This window comes from Caulobacter sp. BP25 (genome assembly GCF_002737755.1).
Taxonomy (GTDB): Bacteria; Pseudomonadota; Alphaproteobacteria; order Caulobacterales; family Caulobacteraceae; genus Caulobacter.
On sequence record NZ_PEGH01000004.1, the window covers coordinates 104,767 to 123,261 of the forward strand.

The 18,495-nt window shown below is 66.6% G+C and carries 14 protein-coding genes, 2 tRNA genes and 1 pseudogene; 6 read left to right on the forward strand and 11 right to left on the reverse strand.

Going from position 1 to position 18,495, the window contains the following annotated elements; genetic code table 11:
• Positions 1-44 precede the first annotated feature (44 nt).
• From CSW59_RS01745 to fdhD, 3 genes and pseudogenes are all read right to left on the reverse strand, one after another.
• A pseudogene (locus CSW59_RS01745) lies at positions 45-883 on the reverse strand (GIN domain-containing protein).
• Between the two features lie 81 nt (positions 884-964).
• Positions 965-3,271, reverse strand: a complete 2,307-nt coding sequence (locus CSW59_RS01750; protein ID WP_099442409.1) for an FdhF/YdeP family oxidoreductase — start codon at positions 3,269-3,271, stop codon at positions 965-967.
• Entirely contained in the window at positions 3,271-4,086 is an 816-nt protein-coding gene (fdhD, locus tag CSW59_RS01755; protein WP_099442410.1) for a formate dehydrogenase accessory sulfurtransferase FdhD, read from the reverse strand. The genes CSW59_RS01750 and fdhD overlap by 1 nt, the downstream gene beginning before the upstream one ends.
• A 405-nt stretch (positions 4,087-4,491) precedes the next feature.
• Between fdhD and CSW59_RS01760 the strand changes: the two genes are divergently transcribed.
• The gene (locus tag CSW59_RS01760; protein ID WP_099442411.1) at positions 4,492-7,371 is read left to right on the forward strand and encodes a TonB-dependent receptor domain-containing protein; all 2,880 of its coding nucleotides are present in this window, start codon (positions 4,492-4,494) and stop codon (positions 7,369-7,371) included.
• A 684-nt stretch (positions 7,372-8,055) separates the two neighbouring features.
• On the opposite strand, the gene CSW59_RS01765 is transcribed toward CSW59_RS01760, so the two are convergent.
• The 4 genes from CSW59_RS01765 to CSW59_RS01780 all read right to left on the reverse strand — a co-directional run bounded on the left by CSW59_RS01765 (position 8,056) and on the right by CSW59_RS01780 (position 10,936).
• Complete coding sequence (locus CSW59_RS01765) at positions 8,056-9,009, reverse strand: transposase (protein ID WP_099442359.1); 954 nt, start codon at positions 9,007-9,009, stop codon at positions 8,056-8,058.
• Between the two features lie 414 nt (positions 9,010-9,423).
• Positions 9,424-10,614 (reverse strand): elongation factor Tu, encoded by a 1,191-nt coding sequence (tuf, locus tag CSW59_RS01770; protein ID WP_099442412.1) that lies wholly within the window; start codon positions 10,612-10,614, stop codon positions 9,424-9,426.
• 54 nt (positions 10,615-10,668) lie between these two features.
• Positions 10,669-10,742, reverse strand: a tRNA-Gly gene (locus tag CSW59_RS01775).
• 109 nt (positions 10,743-10,851) lie between these two features.
• Positions 10,852-10,936 (reverse strand) — tRNA-Tyr (locus CSW59_RS01780).
• A 173-nt stretch (positions 10,937-11,109) separates the two neighbouring features.
• Between CSW59_RS01780 and rlmB the strand changes: the two genes are divergently transcribed.
• The 3 genes from rlmB to CSW59_RS01790 are packed head-to-tail and all read left to right on the forward strand — an operon-like array spanning position 11,110 to position 13,112.
• Positions 11,110-11,940, forward strand: coding sequence for a 23S rRNA (guanosine(2251)-2'-O)-methyltransferase RlmB (rlmB, locus tag CSW59_RS01785; RefSeq protein WP_099442413.1), 831 nt, complete (start codon positions 11,110-11,112; stop codon positions 11,938-11,940).
• A gap of 13 nt (positions 11,941-11,953) precedes the next feature.
• Positions 11,954-12,313 carry a hypothetical protein gene (locus CSW59_RS20490; protein ID WP_143754932.1) on the forward strand — a complete coding sequence of 120 codons (360 nt, stop codon included), beginning with the start codon at positions 11,954-11,956 and terminating at the stop codon, positions 12,311-12,313.
• A 58-nt stretch (positions 12,314-12,371) separates the two neighbouring features.
• Positions 12,372-13,112, forward strand: coding sequence for a TerC family protein (locus tag CSW59_RS01790; RefSeq protein WP_099442414.1), 741 nt, complete (start codon positions 12,372-12,374; stop codon positions 13,110-13,112).
• Between the two features lie 21 nt (positions 13,113-13,133).
• Here CSW59_RS01790 and CSW59_RS01795 read toward each other — a convergent pair whose 3' ends face one another.
• From CSW59_RS01795 to CSW59_RS01805, 3 genes are read right to left on the reverse strand one after another with little or no spacing between them, the layout of a single operon-like run.
• Entirely contained in the window at positions 13,134-13,553 is a 420-nt protein-coding gene (locus CSW59_RS01795) for a hypothetical protein (protein WP_099442415.1), read from the reverse strand.
• Positions 13,550-14,575, reverse strand: a complete 1,026-nt coding sequence (locus CSW59_RS01800; protein ID WP_099442416.1) for a phosphotransferase family protein — start codon at positions 14,573-14,575, stop codon at positions 13,550-13,552. The genes CSW59_RS01795 and CSW59_RS01800 overlap by 4 nt, the downstream gene beginning before the upstream one ends.
• A complete protein-coding gene (locus CSW59_RS01805) occupies positions 14,572-15,678 on the reverse strand; it encodes a hypothetical protein (RefSeq protein ID WP_099442417.1) in 1,107 nt (368 codons plus the stop codon). The genes CSW59_RS01800 and CSW59_RS01805 overlap by 4 nt, the downstream gene beginning before the upstream one ends.
• A gap of 108 nt (positions 15,679-15,786) precedes the next feature.
• Here CSW59_RS01805 and CSW59_RS01810 point away from each other — a divergent pair, with 108 nt between their 5' ends.
• Complete coding sequence (locus tag CSW59_RS01810) at positions 15,787-16,167, forward strand: DUF423 domain-containing protein (RefSeq protein ID WP_099442418.1); 381 nt, start codon at positions 15,787-15,789, stop codon at positions 16,165-16,167.
• Here CSW59_RS01810 and CSW59_RS01815 read toward each other — a convergent pair.
• Positions 16,158-17,375, reverse strand: coding sequence for a multidrug effflux MFS transporter (locus CSW59_RS01815; protein WP_099442419.1), 1,218 nt, complete (start codon positions 17,373-17,375; stop codon positions 16,158-16,160). The genes CSW59_RS01810 and CSW59_RS01815 overlap by 10 nt on opposite strands.
• A 133-nt stretch (positions 17,376-17,508) precedes the next feature.
• Between CSW59_RS01815 and CSW59_RS01820 the strand changes: the two genes are divergently transcribed.
• On the forward strand, positions 17,509-18,492 hold the full coding sequence (locus CSW59_RS01820) for an alpha/beta fold hydrolase (RefSeq protein WP_099442420.1): 984 nt from the start codon (positions 17,509-17,511) through the stop codon (positions 18,490-18,492).
• Positions 18,493-18,495 lie beyond the last annotated feature (3 nt).

Below are 18,495 nucleotides of genomic sequence, written 5' to 3' on the forward strand. Positions count from 1 at the left end.
ATCCCGGGGCCTTCACTCTTATATATATGTGTGCGTGACGCGCCCTATTGGCCGATGATCACGTCGCCGGAGCCGGCCACGTGCTTCTTCACCGGGCCATTGACCTTGGCGATCTTGACGTCGCCCGAGCCCATCACGCTGACATCGACCGCGTCGGCCTCGCCATTGAAAGTCACGTCGCCCGAGCCCATCACGCTGACGTCGATGGCCCGGCTGCGCCCCCCGCCACGGAGATGTCGCCGGAGCCGGCAATGTTGCCCTCAAGCTTGCCCGAAATGCTCGCGGCTCGGATGTCGCCCGAACCCGCGATGCTAGCCTCCAGATCGCCAGCGATCGCCTGGGTGTTCACGCTGCCTGATCCCGCGATGCTGATTTCGGCTGAACCCGCCGATCCCGTCCGGGTGTCACCGGAGCCGGCCTGGCTGACCTCCAGCTTTCCCTTGGTGTTGGCGACCGTCCAATTGCCGCAGCCGGCGTTGCCCAGCTCGACGCTGTCGGAGCGGCCTATGTCGCCGAACACGGCGCCGGCGGCGCCGACCTTGACGTTCAGCGGCGTACGGATGGCGACTTGCGGAATGTTGTCATAGGCCACCTCGCCCACGCCGCGCACCCTGACCGAAGCCTTGCCCTTGCTGTTGTTGCAGCCGTTGATCCGGTTCATCCGCAGACCGCCGTCGACAACCACGTCAGCGCCATCGGTCCTCAGGGTCAGAGGCAGGCTGGCGTTGGTGGTCAGGAACTCGACCTTAATGTCGGACCGGTTCTCCGGAATGATCACGACGCGGGCGACGGCGTCCTTGATCTTCACGGACGGCGCGGCCTGCACGACGCCAGCAGCGGAAACGGCGGCGGCCAGAACGGCCAGAGTGGTCATAGCGCGCATCGGTAAGCTCCCCATCGGATGCGAGTATCTCGATGGGGGCAAGCTAGCGATGCTTCCTCCAGACCACGACTTAATTCGCGGTCATGACCTGGGTGTCATGGAAAGCCAGTCGGCCTGGTGTCTTCGCAAGCGCACCGGTGCTGACTTATAGGCCGGCGTACCGGAGCGTTGGTCATGGTCGTCCAGCGCGATCACCACATTGGTCTCGGGATAGTAGGCCGCCAGGCAGCCAGGCGGAATGTCGCGCGCCACCACGGTGAACGCCCGCGCCACGCGCTCTCCGCTCTCATCGAAAGCCGCGCCAATGTCGATCAGGTCGCCTTCGGCGAGGCCCATGCGCGCCATGTCCTCGGGATTGGCGAAAACCACGTCGCGTCGACCAAACACCCCGCGGTATCGGTCGTTATTCCCATAGATCGTCGTATTGTACTGGTCGTGGCTGCGCAGGGTGGTCAGGATCAGCACGTCCGGATCGCCCCGTCGCGGGTCGCCAGCCTTGGGGTCGAAGACCAGGAAGTTGGCCTTGCCGCTCGCAGTCTTCCACACCCGGTCAGATGGCCCGACCGGCAGGCGGAAGCCGCCCGGGACACGGACCTTCTCATTGTATCCCTCGAAGGCGGCCGGAAAGACGCGGGCGATCAGGTCGCGAATGGCGTCATAGTCGTCAGCCAGGCCCGGCCAGTCGATCAATGGATCCTCGCCGAACGTCACCCTGCCGATCCCGGCGACAATGGCGGGCTCGGACAACAAGTGCTCGGACGCTGGCGGATTGAGGCCGCGCGAGGCGTGGACCATCGACATGGAGTCCTCGACCGTCACCGACTGACGCACGCCTGCCCGCACGTCCAGCTCCGTCCGGCCCAGGCAAGGCAGCAGCAGCGCCGCCCTACCGACCAGAAGGTGCGTACGGTTTGGCTTGGTGGCGACGTGCACGGCCAAGTCCAGCTTTCGCATCGCCGCGAAGGTCCGCACCGGATCCGGCGCGGCGACGGCGAAGTTGCCCCCCAGGCCAACGAACACCTTGGCCGTGCCCTGCTCCATCGCCGCGATCGCTTCGATCACCGTGTGGCCGTGTGCGCGCGGCGGCTCGAAGCCGAAGACGTCGCGGAGCGAATCCAGCAGCGCCGTGGTCGGCTTTTCCCAGACTCCGACCGTCCGCGCCCCCTGGACGTTCGAGTGGCCGCGCAGCGGGCAGACGCCCGCGCCCGATCGTCCGATATTGCCCTTGAGCAGCAGCAGGTTGACCAGCTGCTGCACCGTCTGGGAGCTGTCACGGTGCTGGGTCAGGCCCATGCCGTAGCAAAGGATCGTCGCCTTGGCCTTGGCGTAGGTCGCCGCCGCCTCCTCGATCCTGGCGCGCGGCAGGCCGCAGCCAGCCTCGATAGCCGCCCAGTCCAGCGCCTCGAGATGCGCGGCCAGGGCGTCGAACCCGGTCGTGTGCGAGGCGATGAAGTCACGATCCAGCACCCCGCCCTCACACGCTTCCAGCGCCAGGATCGCCTTCATCATCCCCTGCACCAACAGGGCGTCGCCGCCGATGGTCAGCTGGTAATAGGCCGAGGCGATCGGGGTCGAAGACAGGGTCGCCATCTCGACCGGGTCCTGCGGCGAGGCGAACTTCTCCAGCGCCCGCTCGCGCAGCGGATTAAAGGCCAGGATCGTGGCCCCGCGCCGGCTGGCCTCGCGCAGGGTCGCCATCATGCGCGGATGGTTGGTGCCGGGATTGTGCCCGAAGCACAGGATCAAGTCGGCGTGGTCAAAGTCCTCCAGCGTGACCGAGCCTTTCCCAAGGCCGATCGAGTCCGGCAGGCCGACGCTGGTCGGCTCGTGGCACATGTTCGAGCAGTCGGGGAAATTGTTGGTCCCGAACCGACGCCCCAGGAGCTGGTACAGGAACGCCGCCTCGTTCGACGCTCGGCCCGAGGCGTAGAACTGCGCCTGGTTTGGATGCTCCAGCGCCTTCAGCGCCGCGCCGGTCCGGGCGAAAGCCTCGTCCCAAGTGATGGCCTTGTAGCGGTCGTCGCTCGGGTCATAGGCCATGGGCTCGGTCAGCCGGCCCAGGTCCTCGATCGCGTGGTCGCTCCAGGTCAGGAGTTCACTGACCGTGTGGCGAGCGAAGACCTCGGGCGTCGCGCGCTTGCTGGTCGCTTCCCAGGCGACAGCCTTGGCCCCGTTCTCGCAGAACTCGAACGACGAGGTGTGCTTGGGGTCGGGCCAGGCGCAGCCGGGACAGTCGAAGCCTTCGGGCTGGTTGGCGCGCAGCAAGGTCTTGCCGCCCTCGACCACCGTCTCCTGGTCGGCCAAGGCGCCGGCCACGGCCTTCAGCGCGCCCCAGCCGCCGGCCGGCTTGTCGTAAGGGCGAACGCCCGGGACCTTTTCGCTCGCCATCAGGCCGGCTCCGGCTGAGTTTCAATCAAGCGCTCGCCGCCGGCGAACACCGCGTGGCCATCGGTGCGGGCCAGAGCCACCAGCGTAATGCCCGCCTCCTGCGCCTTGGCGATCGCCAGATCGGTCGGCGCCGAGACCGCGATCAGGATCGGGCAGCCCATCCGCGCGGTCTTCTCCACCATCTCGAACGAGCAGCGGCTTGTGACGACGACAAAGCCGCTGCCCGCGTCGATCCCTTGGCGCGCCATGGCCCCCGCCAACTTGTCCAGCGCATTGTGGCGGCCCACGTCCTCGCGAACCAGGACAAGCTCGGCCTCTGGCGTGAAGAAGGCCGCCGCATGGGTCGCCCGGGTCAGCCGCCCGAGGGCCTGCTGCTCCTCCAGCGACGCAAGCGCCAGCGGAATCGCTTCATGTCGGACGCGAGCGCCCGCCCCCACGGTCGGCAGCGGCCGAACCGCGTCGGCCAGGCGCTGGACGCCACACAGCCCGCAGCTGGACCGGCCCTCAAGATTGCGCGGTCGGGCCTTGCGGGCCAAGGCGCCAGGCGCGAAGGCCAAATCGACGAGGACGCCCTGCGCCTCTTCTTTGAGGGTGATGGCCATCACCTCGCTGGCCGGGGCGACACCTTCGGTGACGACGAAGCCCAGAGCCAGGTCCTGAAGGTCCTCCGGCGTCGCCATCAGCACCGTGTGCGGACGCCCATCGAACGACAGGCCAACCGCCACTTCGCGCGGCGTGATCCGCTCAATCGCCTGAGCGGCGTTTCCGGCGCGCCACTGAACGGCGGCGCGAGGAGCGATGGAAGAAACCGACATGTCAAAAGCCTACTCCGCGAGCGTCTGACGGTATAGCCGATGACGTCACAACCTGACGGCGGGCGGCCGTCGCCAATCCGTACGCTCGGGCGCCGAAGCGCGATGACATTTGAATGACGCCGTGACCTCAAAAGCACAAATTGGGCCGATACAATTGCAATCTGGCCGAAAAGAAACCCCACTTTATTCCGACTGAATACCAACCCCTATCGCAACCGAAGCAAAACCCAGCATTTGTTACCTTTGCTATCGCCCCACTTCCGCGCGCCAAGGAACAGCCAGCCAGCCGCTAACAAACCCCCACAATCGGGACACAGACGCCTCCTAGCCCTCTGCGCATCGCGAACACCTTTTCGCTGATTTTTGGCCGTCTTCTCCGAAGGCGGCGCGTTAGGGGACAGTCCTATGCTCAAGATCCAGTATCTTGGGGGCGCATCCGCCCTCGTGCTTCTATTGAACGCCGCGCCTGCGATCGCCCACGCTCAGACCGAGACGGAGGCCAGCAATACAGCGGTCGAGGAAATCGTCGTGACGGGCTCGCGGATCGCGCGCCGCGACTACGCTTCCGAAAGCCCGATCGTCACGGTGGGCAAGGCCGACATCGAAAAGCTGGGCTCGGTCACCGTCGACACCATCCTTAACCAGATGCCGCAGTTCGTGCCGTCGGTCAGCAGCACGTCGAACAACCCGTCGAACGGCGGCCAGGCCAACATCGACCTGCGGGGCCTGGGCACCGCGCGCACGATGATCCTGCTGGACGGCCACCGCGTGGTGCCGTCGAACGCCGACGGCACGGTCGACGTCAACATCATCCCGGCCGCGTTGATCCAGAACATCGAGGTGATCTCCGGCGGCGCCTCGGCGACCTACGGCTCGGACGCCCTGGCCGGCGTCGTCAACTTCAAGCTCAACAATAACTTCACCGGTCTGCAGGTGGACGCTCAATACGGCGTCACCGAGGAAGGCGATGGCCGCGAGAAGTCCCTGGCCCTGACCGCCGGCGGCAAGTACGCCGAAGGCCGCGGTCACGCCGTCTTCTCGCTTGGCTATTCCGAGCGCGGCGCGGTCTATAACGCCTCGCGCGACTTCTCCGCGGTGTCGGGCGCGTCCTCGACCACGCCCTATGGCCGCTACGACGCCACCGGCACGAACCTGCCGACCCAAGCCGCCGTCGACGCCGTTTTCGCCAAGTACGGCGTCGCCGCCGGCACGGTGAAGGCCAGCGCCAACCTCGGCTTCAACGACGACGGCACGCTGTTCTACAATGGCGTGAACTACAAGGGCTCGACGGCGATCGACTATTCGACGATCCCGGTCAACGGCACCTACAACACCGGCCCGCTGAACCTGCTGCAACTGCCGCTGCAGCGCTACACCGCCTATGCGGCGACCGACTACCGGATCAACGAGCACGCTCAGTTCTACGGCTCGTTCAACTTCACGCACTATGACTCGCAGACGATCCTGGCGCCGGCGCCGGCGGCGAGCTCCACCGGCTTCACCGTCCCGGTCACCAATCCGTTCATCTCGTCTGACCTGGCCACGCTGCTGGCCAGCCGCGCCGATCCGACCGCCAGCTTCCTGCTGCGCAAGCGCTTCACCGACGTCGGGCCCCGTGTCTCGGAAACCACCTTCAACGTGTTCCAGATCGCCGGCGGCGTGCGCGGCGACATCGGCTTCAAGGACTGGACGTACGACGTCTTCGCCTCGTACGGCCGGTCCGAACAGAACGAGACCCAGTCGGGCAACATCAGCCACTCGGCGGTCCAGACCCTGCTGAACGCCGCCGACGGCGGCGCCAGCCTCTGCGAAGGCGGCTATGATCCGTTCGGCCTGAACACCCTGTCGAACGCCTGCCGCTCGTACATCTCGCGCCAGACCAAGAACCGCACGGTCGCCGAACAACAGGTGGTCGAGGCCAACCTGCAAGGCGGACTGTTCGAACTGCCCGCCGGCGAGGTCCGCGCCGCCATCGGCGCCAGCTACAAGCGCGACACCTACCTGTTCGAGCCCGACAGCCTGCTGTCGACCGGCGACGTCGTCGGCTTCAACGCCCAGGACGCCATCGACGCCGCGACCAACGTCAAGGAACTGTACGGCGAGCTGCTGGTCCCGGTCCTGAAGGACCTGCCGTTCATCAAGGCCCTTGACCTGACCGCCGGCTATCGCCTGTCGGACTACGACACCGTGGGCAAGGTCGACGCCTACAAGCTGAACGGCGACTGGGAAGTGGTCGAGGGCTTCCGCCTTCGCGGCGGCTATCAGCGCGCCGTGCGGGCCCCGTCGATCGGCGAACTCTACTCGCCGCAGAACCAGGGCTATCCGTCGATCAGCGAGGACCCCTGCGCCTACAACAGCACCTACCGCGCCGGCTCCAACGCCTCGACGGTCCGCGCCCTCTGCCTGGCCCAGGGCGTGCCGTCGGCGATCATCGACAGCTACACCTACACCAACGGCCAGGTGAACGCGCTGAGCGGCGGCAACCCGGACCTGCGGGAAGAAACCGCCGACACCTACAGCATCGGCGCGGTCTGGACCCCGCGCATCGCCCACCCGTTGCTGGAGCGCCTGTCGATGTCGGTCGACTACTATTCGATCAGCATCAAGAACGCGATCGGCACGATCGACGCCAACACGGCGCTGGACAAGTGCTACTCGGCCGAGGGCAACCCGACGGGCGCCACCAGCAACTACTATTGCAGCCTGTTCGAGCGGAACAGCCAGACGGGTGAGATCGACACCCTGACCCTGACCAACCTGAACCTGGCGCAGTACAAGACCTCGGGCGTCGACTTCCAGGTCGACTGGGGCTTTGGCCTGGGCGCCGTGGGCCTCGACGACAGCTACGGCGCGATCAAGGTCAATGTGATGGGCACGTACCTCGACAGCTTCAAGGTCCAGAGCCTGCCGGGCGAGGGCTTCGCCGAGCTGAAGGGCACCATCGGCAACACCCAGATCAGCTCGACCGCCGTCTCCCACCCCGAGTGGAAGTACAACACCTCGGTCAGCTATGTGATCGGTCCGGTCGAGGTTGGCGCCCGCTGGCGCTACATCGGCGACATGGTCGACGCGTCCGACGCCAGCGAGAAGATCGGCGCGGTCAACTACTACGACCTGAACGCGTCGTGGAACGTCACCGACACCTACTCGATCCGTGGCGGCGTCACCAACCTGACCAACAAGCAGCCGCCCTACTTCTCGTCCTACGTCCAGGCCAACACTGATCCGTCGACCTACGACGTGCTGGGCCGCCGCTTCTTCGTGGCGGTGAAGGCCAAGTTCTAGGTCTTTCGAAACATCCACCCAACTTGACGGGCGGGCCCTTCGCGGGGCCCGCCTTTTTCTTTGGACGGTGAGTGAAGGAGGCGCGCGCACGGCGGCGCCCTTCCGCCGGTGCGGCCGGCGGGCTTGGGGAGGCGGCGGAGCGTCCGGGCAGGGCCCGGATCAATGGGTAGAGGAACACCGTTTCGGCCGAGGCCGGAGCGCTCCGCGCGACCTGTGCTCCGGAGCCCTCGACGCGCGGGGTTTTAACCCGCTTCCGAAAGAGGCCCCGGGCGGGCGGAGGAAGATGCGTTCCCTCCGGACCGCGCGGGCGATTTCAGCCCGCGCCTGCCGCGCCTGTCGGAACCCTCGCGGGTTTCTCGCCTTCGTCCCGGTTTTTCAGGGAGCCCGGTGGAGATCCGTTGCGAGCGGCGGCCATCCAAGGCCCACCGACGAGCGCTTCCCGCTCGATCACCCCCGCCGCTCGTTCGGTCGCCAGCTGAACGCCCTCCCCCGCGACGGGGCGAGGACAAGTATGGGGGCGGTTTTGGGAGCGATGCGTCGATTTTGGCGGCGCTCGTGGGTGGGAGGCGTAGGGCGTTGAGTTTGTTGGGTTTGGGGATGGTGAACGCTCGTGGGCGGACGGGCACTGAGACCCCTCTCCCTCGGGAGAGGGCGGGGCCCACGCGCAGCGTGGGAGCAACCATGTCATTGTGCGGGTCGAGTGCGCCAGGGGCGTTGCTGACGGAGGATTAGGTTCGCCGCCTCTATGAGCTTTCGCATGATGGCGACAAGGACGAGCTTAGGAGGCTTGCCCTTTGAGCGCAGTCGTTCGGCGAAGGCCCTGAAGCCTGTATCGACGCGCTTTGCGGCCAGTGCGGCGATGTAGACAAGACGCCTGGGGCGAGAGCGCCCGCCCTGGATGAAGCGCTGGCCTTTGTGTTGGCCGCTTTCGCTGTCGAACGGCGCAACGCCGAGCAGGGCGGCGGCCTTTCCTGGCTCCAGGGCGCCAAGCTCGGGCATGCGGATCAGGACGGCGACGGCCACGACCGGCCCAAAGCCCGGCAGGCTTCGCAGCAGCGCCAGACGTTGGGCCAAGTCGGGATGAACCGCCACCAGGGCCAGGATGTCCTTAAGCAGCCGAGCCTTCAGGTTTTCCAGAGAACGGATCCGAGCCTGATAGCTGCGGATGATGTCCTTCAGCGTCACGTGCTCCAGATAGGTCTTCATCTGGGCGGCCTGATCGCTCATCTGCTCGTAGGCCGTCAGGCGCTCGGCTAGCTGGCTCAAGCGAGGATCGCTGGCGGCCCTGACCGCGTCGACCTGCGCCGTCGCCGCAGCGATCAGCGCCGCATCGAGACGGTCGTTCTTAGCCTTCATGCGCTTGAGACGCGCGAACAGCCGAACCTCCAGAGGCTGATGCATCACCACCTCTAGACCCGCAAAGCCCATGGCCTCACGCACCGCCCGTTCGTAGCCTCCGGTCGCTTCCAGCCCAACGCGCGTGACGCCGTGCGACTTCAGCCAATCCAGCAAGCTTCCGATCCCGGCCGGGCTATTGTTGATCACCAACGTCTCGCTCCGGCCATAAAGCGCCACGTCGAGGCGACCCTTCCCCACATCAATCCCGGCGATGATCGTGTTAAGCTTACACCGTTCCATGTCCCGTCCTTGTGCTTGCGGACCCTGTCGTCCCTGCAACCATCCGGGTCTTGAAACGTCGACGAGGGCCCAGCTCCCACGCAGCCCCTAACGGCTCAGGGTGAAACGGCCTCTCTCCGACCGTCCGCCTGGCGCGCCAACGCCGGGCGGACCTTCCGGACACCCACGCCTAACATCCCATCGGCAAACAAGGGTGAGGGACTAGGCGCTCACCGGATAAGGCGTTGAAGAAGAGCTGAAGGACTCTGAATTCGCGGCTAACTCAATAATCCCTCACCCTCCCACCGCTTCGCGGCGGGCCCCGCCCTCTCCCAAACGGGAGAGGGATTCCGCCCCAGCCCCCCCAAAGCAAAAGGCCCCGGAGATTGCTCTCCGGGGCCTTCGCATTGTCAGCCGAAGCTAAGACGGTCGAGATTACTCGACGATCTTCGCAACCACGCCGGCGCCGACGGTGCGGCCGCCTTCGCGGATGGCGAAGCGCAGGCCTTGGTCCATGGCGATCGGGGTGATCAGCTCGACGTCCAGCTCGGCGTTGTCGCCCGGCATGATCATTTCCACGCCTTCTTTCAGCTTGATGATGCCGGTGACATCGGTCGTGCGGAAGTAGAACTGCGGACGATAGTTGGTGAAGAACGGGGTGTGACGGCCGCCTTCTTCCTTGTTCAGGATGTAGGCTTCGGCCACGAACTTGGTGTGCGGGGTGATCGAACCCGGCTTGCAGAGCACTTGGCCGCGCTCGACGTCTTCACGCTTGGTGCCGCGCAGCAGCACGCCCACGTTGTCGCCGGCTTGACCTTGGTCCAGCAGCTTGCGGAACATTTCGACGCCCGTGCAGGTGGTCTTTTGGACCGGACGGATGCCGACGATTTCGACTTCTTCGCCGACCTTCACGACGCCCTTTTCGATACGGCCCGTGACCACGGTGCCGCGGCCCGAGATCGAGAACACGTCTTCGACCGGCATCAGGAACGGCAGGTCAACGGGGCGTTCCGGCTGCGGGATATAGGCGTCGACCGAAGCCATCAGCGCCAGGATCGCCTCTTCGCCGATCTTGGCGTCGCGGCCTTCAACGGCGGCCAGGGCCGAGCCCTTGGTGATCGGAATGTCGTCGCCCGGGAACTGGTACGAGCTGAGCAGCTCGCGCACTTCCATTTCGACGAGCTCGAGCAGCTCTTCGTCGTCGACCATGTCGACCTTGTTCATGAACACGACCAGGGCGGGCACGCCGACCTGGCGGGCCAGCAGGATGTGCTCGCGGGTCTGCGGCATCGGGCCGTCGGCGGCCGACACGACCAGGATCGCGCCGTCCATTTGGGCCGCGCCCGTGATCATGTTCTTCACGTAGTCGGCGTGGCCGGGGCAGTCGACGTGCGCGTAGTGACGGTTGGCCGTCTCGTACTCGACGTGAGCCGTGTTGATCGTGATGCCGCGGGCCTTTTCTTCCGGCGCGGCGTCGATGTCGGCGTAGTTCTTGGCGGTCGCGCCGCCCGACTTCGCCAGCGTGATCGTGATCGCGGCCGTCAGCGTCGTCTTGCCATGGTCAACGTGACCAATGGTGCCGATGTTGCAGTGCGGCTTAGTACGTTCGAACTTTTCCTTGGCCATCGTCTCTACCTTCGCGCCGGCGGCTGGGTTGTTGGGAATAACTCTTTAGGGAGCTGGAGCGGGTAGCGGGAATCGAACCCGCATCCTCAGCTTGGAAGGCTGCTGCACTACCATTGTGCTATACCCGCCCATCACCCAAAAAATGGGGCTTGCGGGGTCGCGTCGGCTCCCGGTCTCTGGCTCTGGAGCACCCTATCTTTTGCTCAAGCCGCCTACCCTCGAAACTCACCGCGCGCATGGTGGGGGAAGTAGGACTCGAACCTACGAAGGCTTACGCCAGGGGATTTACAGTCCCCCCCTTTGCCACTCGGGACATTCCCCCAAGCACGCGATGGAGTTCCGAAGCCGGCGGCCTTTATCCGCTTCGACGAACGACGGCAAGCCGTCAAACGCCGATGCGAAACAAAAGCTTCTTGGACCGATGCCGGACGATGCTAAGAGCAGCGCCGGCAGGCCGAGAAGCCCTCGGGGCCCCAAATCGGAGCGCGTCTTATAGTGTCCTCTCATTCCGAACGCAACGACCGGAAACGCCCTTCTGCACAAGGCGGCGATTTTCGTTCCAAGCCCCGGAAACAAAAAGACTTTTCCAGAGGCCAAGGCGACGCCAAGGACTGGATTTGGGGGACTCACGCCGTTGAGGCCGCGCTTTCCAACCCTCAGCGGCCCACCCCAAAGCGGCTTCTGGCGACCCCGGATCGCGCCAGCCGACTCGCCCCCGACCTGAGGAAACTTGCCTGCCTGCAGGTGATGGAAGGCCAGGAGATCGCCAAGCACCTTCCGCAGGGCGCGGTGCACCAGGGCCTGGCCCTGAAGATCGACGAGCCCGAGTCGCTGTCGATCGCCGAACTGGCCGCGTCGAACGACGGCTTCCTGGTGATGCTGGACCAGATCACCGACCCGCAGAACATTGGCGCGATCTTCCGCTCGGCCGCCGCGTTCGGCGCCAAGGGCGTCATCCTGCAGGATCGACATGCGCCGGTTCTCTCCGGCGTGCTGGCCAAGACCGCCGTCGGCGCGGTGGACAAGGTCCCCTACGCGCGCGTGGTCAATCTCTCTCGCGCGCTCGAGGAACTGGCCGACCTGGGCTGGCGCGCGGTGGCCCTGGCCGGCGAGGCCGAGCAGACCCTGGACGAGGTTCTGGACGGCGCCCCGACCGTGCTGGTCCTGGGCTCAGAGGGCGAAGGCGTGCGCCGGTTGGTGGCCGAGCATTGCGACACCCTGGGCAAGATCCCGATGCCGGGCGGCTTCGAGAGCCTCAACGTCTCGGCGGCTGCGGCGATCGCCCTCTATGAAGCCTCCAAGCCGCGCGGCAAGACGGCGGTCTAGGCGCTTTCTGCCGATGCGGAGGCTCCTGGCCATCATCGCGGCGGCCGTCGTCGCGGTCCAAGGCGGCGACGCCTGGGCCTCCACGGCGCAGACCCAGGCGCGGCTGGCGACTGCGCGTCCCGTCGCGACTCAGGCGGTCGCCGCGCCTCCTCCGCCAGTGGCCCCCGAACAGCCTACGGCGCCGCCGCAAGCCCTGGCTCAAGCGCCCAGGCCAGATCTTCCACCGCCCCGGAATCAGACGCCCGCCCCGGCGCGCGCCTCTACGGCGCGAGGCCCAGCCGGGCCGATCCTGCTGTTTGTCGCCCTGCTGGCGCTCGTCACCGTCGTGCGATGGTTTGCACGGCGCCGCCAATCGACACCCAAGCGCGTTTAGGCCCTGAGCGACCGTTTTGCGTCTTGCATCGACCCGCGCGTCATCCCATTGAGGGCGCATGTTCGACACGCTGATGGCTAACCTGGACAGCTTCCAGGGCCCCCTCATGGCCCTGCTGCAAGTCCTGATGATCGACCTCGTCCTGGCCGGCGACAACGCCGTGGCCGTAGGCCTCGCCGCCGGCGGCCTGCCGCCCAAGGAGCGCAAGAAGGTCATTCTGTATGGCCTGGGCGCGGCTGTCGTTCTGCGGATCAGCTTCGCGCTGATCACCACCTGGCTGTTGGGCGTCATCGGCCTCTTGCTGGCCGGCGGCTTCCTGCTGCTGTGGGTCTGTTGGAAGATGTGGCGCGAGCTGCGCGAGCAGGCCTCGCACGACCAGGCCGACGCCATGGCCATGATCGATTCCGACCCCACCACCGAGCCCCGCGCGCGTCAGGCAAAGTCGTTCAAGTCAGCCTTCATCCAGGTGCTGATCGCGGACGTCTCGATGTCGCTCGACAACGTGCTGGCCGTGGCTGGCGCGGCGCGCGAGCATCCGGCGATCCTGATCTTTGGTCTGCTGCTGTCGATCGTGCTGATGGGCCTGGCCGCCACCGCCATCGCTGGCCTGCTGCAGAAGCATCGCTGGATTGGCTTCGTCGGCCTGGTGATCGTGCTCTATGTCGCCGTCCACATGATCTGGGAGGGCCACCGCAGCGTGGTGATGGACCTGAACCAGACCGGCGCCTACAACGCCGCTGCGCCCGCGCCGCTGGACATCAGCCCAGACGAAGTGGCCAAGCACAACCGGTATAGATAGCCAGAACAAGGCAACAGAGCCTCAGCGCCCTGGCAGCGGCGGCATGTCCAGCCGTCGCAGATCGGCCATCCGGGCATAGAGCCGCAGGATCGCGTGATGTCGCGCGGTGTCGCCCTGGGCCTCGACCGCCTCGTGCAGGCCGATCAGCGCCAGCCGCAGGCGCGCGTTCGCCGCGTCCAGCGCCGCCAGGGACAAGTCATCGGTCCCCATCAGCGCCTCGACCGCGTAGTCCCTCGCCGCCTCGTTCAGCAACGCCTGGATCGCCGCGTTCTCGGTGACTCGCGCGGCGATGCCGCGCTCGGCCTCCTGAGCGGCCAACAGCGATAAAAGCGCCACCACCGCCACCTTGCCCGCCATGAACTCGCCCTGCTGCTCGGGCGGCGGCGGGTCGATCATGCACATGAAGTTGCCGACCAGGATGTCGGGCAAGCTGGGCGTCATGCCAATTTCTCCAAGGTCAGGCCCTCCCATTTGAGCAAGGCCGCCGCCAGGATCTCGTCGTGACGACGGGCGGTGTACCAGCCCGAGATCGCCAGCACCGGGTCCTTGAAACCGCCGTCGCGATATTCCTTGGCCGCCGAGGTCCAGATCGCCTGGCCCTTCACAGCGTTGAACAGGCTCCACCAGGCCAGGGCCGTCTCGTCGACCTCAAGGCCGCTGGTTCGCCGCCAGATCGCCAGGGCCTCATCGCGCGGCAACATGCCCGAGACCTTGTCGGCCTCGAAGTGACCCCATAGTGGATCGAGCGCCCAGCCCAGGTCCTCCAGCGGATCGCCCAGGTGGACCATCTCCCAGTCCAGGATGGCGATGATCCTCCCCGTCCCATCGTGCAGGAAGTTGCCGGTGCGGTAGTCGCCATGCACCACGCGGATCGCCTGGGCCGGCGGCGGCGGGCGGCGGCGCAGGGCGCGGATCGCCGCCCACACGATCGGCTGCGGATGCTGCTGATCGGCCTCGATCACGCCAGCCCATTGGTCGAGCGCGATCTTCCAGCAGGCGTCGGGCGCGGGCGCCTCGGCGGCCTTGGCCAGCGGCAGGACAGCTGGATCGGCGGCGGCGATGGTCCCCAGGATCGAGAAGAACTGCTCCCCGATCGCCCGCGCATGCTCGCCATAGGGGACAACCGTGAACGGCGAGGCGGCGGTCCCGCCCTCGACGCGCTCCATGATGAAGAACGGCCGCTCCAGCTCTGCGCCGTCGGGCTCCATCGCCACCGGTCGGGGCACGGGCAGACGGTCGTGGAAGCTCTCGAACGCCAGATATTCCAGGCTGCGGTCGGTCTCGATCAGGCTGCCGGGCGGATCGCGGCGCAGGATCAACGGGCGCTCGCCCTTGGCTGTCCGCGCGCTGAAGCGGTAGGTTTCGCGGCTGGCGCCACCGGGAATGCGCGAGAGATCGGCGACAGCGACAGCCTCGCCCCAGACCCGCGTCAGATACGCCTCCAGGCGCTCGGCCAGGCTCATGGCGCCATATCCAGGATCGAGGCGAAGCCGGACGGCGCGTGCGGTCCGATCGCCAGTTGCTCGAAGACCCCCCGCCCCTTCCGCGTCCGCCCCGCCCCGTCGACATAGGTCACGTCGCTGAGGGCCTGGACATGCAGGTGCTGAGGAACGGCGCGGTCGAGATCGGCGGTGACGAAATCCTCGCGCTCGACCTTCAGCCTGCCCTGGTTCAGGCCGTGACCCCAGGTCGGGTGGGTATAGCCCAGGCCCAGCATGAAGAACTCTCGCTGGGGCTCGACGCTCATCGTCCCATCCGCGCCAAAGTCCAGCGTGGCGGCGCGGGCGTGCCGCGAGCCGCTCTTCCACTGGATGGCGTAGGACGCCTGCGCGAAACCGCCGAACTCCAGCTCGCGTTCGCCGTCGCCCAGCCACAGCGCTCGGCGGTTCCAGGCCCGGCCCAGATCGTCGTCATTGGTGTGGAAGAAGAGCCCGCCGTCCTCGAAATTGCACGGCGCCCACAGCCAGAAGAACTGCGGCGGGACCGGCGGGACCACCTCTTGCGGATCGCGGGCGCCGACCGGGCGCACGCCCCACGAGCGATCGCGTGTGCCCACGAACCCGTCGACGCTGGAGCGCACGCCGTCGACCTCGATCCAGCCCGAGTAGCGGCCGTTCTGGGTCAGGCGGGTGTAGTCCATGAAGGCGCGCGGGCCGTTGCGCCGGACAAAGCGCGGCTCCTCGATCGGAAAGGCCCGGCCCTCGAAGACGATCTCGGCGGCGATCCCGTGCTCGGGCGCGGTCACCGTCAGCTTCAGGCGCTTGAGGGGCTCAATCACGGTGATGGCGATGGGCCCCACCGTCAGGTCCATCCGCTCCATCTCCAGCCAGCGGCTGGCGTGCAGGTTCACCTGCTTGCCGCCCTTCATCACGCAGAAGGCGGCGTCGGCGATGTTCAGGTGGGGATAGACACCGAACGCTGCGGCGAAGAACAGGTCGTCTCCGTCTCCGGACAGCGCGTAGCCGTTGAAGAAATAGCGGTCGTAGAAGTTCCGATCCGTGCCGGCGTAGGCCACCGGCTCGGGTGTCTGATGGATCGGATAGTCGTCGCCCCAGGTGAGCGCCATGCCGTCCCTCCCTGTTCGCGCCGGGTCTCTGACGGACCGGCTTTACGTCCAGATGAACGACGTTAAGGTCGCGCCCCACGATTGCAATGTTTCCGGAGCGTCAAGGTGATGAAGGCATGGCCCCCTAAGACCTGGACAGGTCTGGCGGCGATCAGCGGGCTGCTGGCGGTGGGCTTCGGCGCCTTCGCCGCGCATGGCGTCCGTGATCCCAAGGCGGTTGAGTGGCTGCATACCGGCTCGCAGTACCAGATGAGCCATGCCCTGGCGGTGCTCGCGGCGTTCGGGCTGCACCGCGCCGGCGCGCGCGGCATGGGTCTGGTCGCGGGCCTCTTCCTGTTCGGAAGCCTGATCTTCGCCGGCTCGCTCTACGCCCTGGCGCTGGGCGCGCCGCGCATCCTGGGCGCGATCACGCCGATCGGCGGGCTATCGTTCATGATCGGCTGGGCGCTGCTGGCCTGGCGCGCCTTCACCTTGCGCGATCAAGCCTGAATCTTCTTCCCGCCCGGCAGGGCCAGGAAGAAGATCGCCAACGACGAGCCGATCAGACAGGCGAACATCACCGCCGCGACCGGCTTGGCCGTGCCGTCGTGCAGCACCCCGCCCGCCCACGAGGCCAGGGCTCCGGCCGCGAACGAGGCCGAGCCCATCAGGGCCGAGATCGAGCCCGCGCGCTGGGGGTCGACGCTGAGCGCCCCGGCCATGGTGTTGCCGCCCATCAGTCCGTAGACGGATAAGGCCGCGAACAGCAGCGGCAGCACGGTCCATTGCCCGCCCCAGCCGGTCCAGGCCGCTAGGGTCAGCAGCAGGGCCGCGACGATCGAGCCGACGCTGGCCTTGCGCAGCACCTGGTCGGGCGTCGAGCGCCGCAGCAGCCAGCGATTGATCTGGCTGGCGCCAATGATCCCGACGGCGTTGAAAGCGAAGATCAGGTTGAAGGCCATGGGCGTGTAGCCGTAGGTTCCCATCACCAGATCCGGCGCGGTCGAGATGTAGGTGAACAACACCGCTCCGTTCAGCGCGCCGGCCAGGGCGTACCCCACCAGTCGTCGCATACCGAACAGCGCGACATAGGCGCTAAGCGGGTTCTCGGAACGGGCTTGGGCGGCTGTCTCGGCCGAGCGCGACTCCGGCAGGCCAAGCATTACCCAAACCCCGATAATCACGGCGAAGAGCACCAAAACCCAGAACACGCCGCGCCAGCCAGCGACCAGCTGGACCACGCCGCCCAGCTGCGGGGCCAGCACCGGCGCCAGGCCCATGATCAACATCATCAGCGACAGGACGCGCGCGGTGTCGGTCTGACTGAAGCGGTCGCGGACCACGGCCCGCGCCACCACCGCGCCGGCGCAGCCGCCGAGCGCCTGAACGAAGCGCGCCGCGATCAAGGTCTCGATATTCGGGGCCAAGGCGCAAACCACGGAGGCTGTGAAGAAGATGGCGACGCCGAACAAGAGCGGCGGCCGACGACCAAAGCGATCGCAAGCGGGCCCATAGATCACCTGCCCGATCGCCATGCCCGCGAAAAAGGCGGCCAGCGTCGCCTGGGTCTGTTCCGGACCCGCCTGCAGCGACCGGCCGATGGCGGGTAGGCTGGACAGGTACATGTCGATCGACATGGGGGCGAAGGCCGTCAGCGCGCCCAAAAGCAGAACAAGTCGCCAGGGAACGGCGGCGGGCGGCGAAGCAGTCTCGGTCATCGGCGCTTTTTACGCGCGTTCGCACCCGAATAAACACCTAATGGCGAATTCTCGCGTCTGGCTTGCGCCCCTTCGATCAACGCTCCAATCTGAACAGCAATCACATAAGAATGCTCAAGGGAGACGCTTGCTGATGACGGCCCCGCCCCTACCCGCGCCACATTTCGCCGACGTCAACGGCATACGAATGGCCTACTACGAGGCCGGGCCGCGCGGCGGCGTCCCGATCGTTTTCTGCCATGGCTTTCCAGAGCTGGCCTTCTCCTGGCGTCACCAGATCGCCGCCCTGGCGGCGGCCGGACGGTGGGTGATCGCGCCCGACCAGCGCGGCTATGGACTGACGCCCGGCCCAGAGGCGGTCGAGGCCTATGACATGGAGCACCTGACCGGCGACCTGGTCGGCCTGCTCGATCACCTCGGCGCCAAGAAGGCGATCTTCGTCGGCCACGACTGGGGCGGCATCGTCGTCTGGGCCATGCCGCTGCTGCACCCTGAGCGCGTCGCCGGCGTCGTGGGCCTCAACACGCCCTTCATCCCGCGCCTACCCTTCGATCCGATCGAGATGTTCCGCGCCGCCTATGGCGAGGACATGTACATCGTCCACTTCCAGAAGCCTGGCGTGGCCGACGCGCAGCTGAGCGCGGACGCGGAAAAAACCCTCCGCTTCTTCATGCGCCTGCCCAAGGGCACATTACAGGACTTCGAGTCTCGCCCGACCGAACAGCGCAGCTTGGCCTTGCAGGACGCCCTGGCCCACTACGACCCAGCGATCGACGACAACCAGTTCCTGTCGCCCGAGGAGCTTTCGGTCTTCGTCGAGGCCTTCAAGCGCACGGGCTTCACCGGCGGTATCAACTGGTACCGCAACTTCAGCCGCAACTGGCGCATGGCCGAGGACCTGCCCACGCGGATCGACGGCGTCCCCTGCCTGATGCTGATGGCCGAGCATGACGTGGTGCTGCCGCCCTCCATGGCCGACCGCATGGGCGACCAGATCGGCGACCTGGAGAAGGTGCTGATCAAGGAAAGCGGACACTGGACCCAGCAGGAGAAGCCCGCCGAGGTCAACGCCGCCTTGCTGGACTGGCTGGACCGGAAGTTCCCGCTGGGGGCTTAGAGC

Excerpts from the sequence above, each read along its gene's own strand:
- CSW59_RS01750 (WP_099442409.1), bottom strand. The coding sequence starts at position 3,271 with ATGGCGAGCGAAAAGGTCCCGGGCGTTCGCCCTTACGACAAGCCGGCC.
- fdhD (WP_099442410.1), bottom strand. The coding sequence starts at position 4,086 with ATGTCGGTTTCTTCCATCGCTCCTCGCGCCGCCGTTCAGTGGCGCGCC.
- CSW59_RS01760 (WP_099442411.1), top strand. The coding sequence starts at position 4,492 with ATGCTCAAGATCCAGTATCTTGGGGGCGCATCCGCCCTCGTGCTTCTA.
- CSW59_RS01765 (WP_099442359.1), bottom strand. The coding sequence starts at position 9,009 with ATGGAACGGTGTAAGCTTAACACGATCATCGCCGGGATTGATGTGGGG.
- tuf (WP_099442412.1), bottom strand. The coding sequence starts at position 10,614 with ATGGCCAAGGAAAAGTTCGAACGTACTAAGCCGCACTGCAACATCGGC.
- CSW59_RS20490 (WP_143754932.1), top strand. The coding sequence starts at position 11,954 with ATGCGGAGGCTCCTGGCCATCATCGCGGCGGCCGTCGTCGCGGTCCAA.
- CSW59_RS01790 (WP_099442414.1), top strand. The coding sequence starts at position 12,372 with ATGTTCGACACGCTGATGGCTAACCTGGACAGCTTCCAGGGCCCCCTC.
- CSW59_RS01795 (WP_099442415.1), bottom strand. The coding sequence starts at position 13,553 with ATGACGCCCAGCTTGCCCGACATCCTGGTCGGCAACTTCATGTGCATG.
- CSW59_RS01800 (WP_099442416.1), bottom strand. The coding sequence starts at position 14,575 with ATGAGCCTGGCCGAGCGCCTGGAGGCGTATCTGACGCGGGTCTGGGGC.
- CSW59_RS01805 (WP_099442417.1), bottom strand. The coding sequence starts at position 15,678 with ATGGCGCTCACCTGGGGCGACGACTATCCGATCCATCAGACACCCGAG.
- CSW59_RS01810 (WP_099442418.1), top strand. The coding sequence starts at position 15,787 with ATGAAGGCATGGCCCCCTAAGACCTGGACAGGTCTGGCGGCGATCAGC.
- CSW59_RS01815 (WP_099442419.1), bottom strand. The coding sequence starts at position 17,375 with ATGACCGAGACTGCTTCGCCGCCCGCCGCCGTTCCCTGGCGACTTGTT.
- CSW59_RS01820 (WP_099442420.1), top strand. The coding sequence starts at position 17,509 with ATGACGGCCCCGCCCCTACCCGCGCCACATTTCGCCGACGTCAACGGC.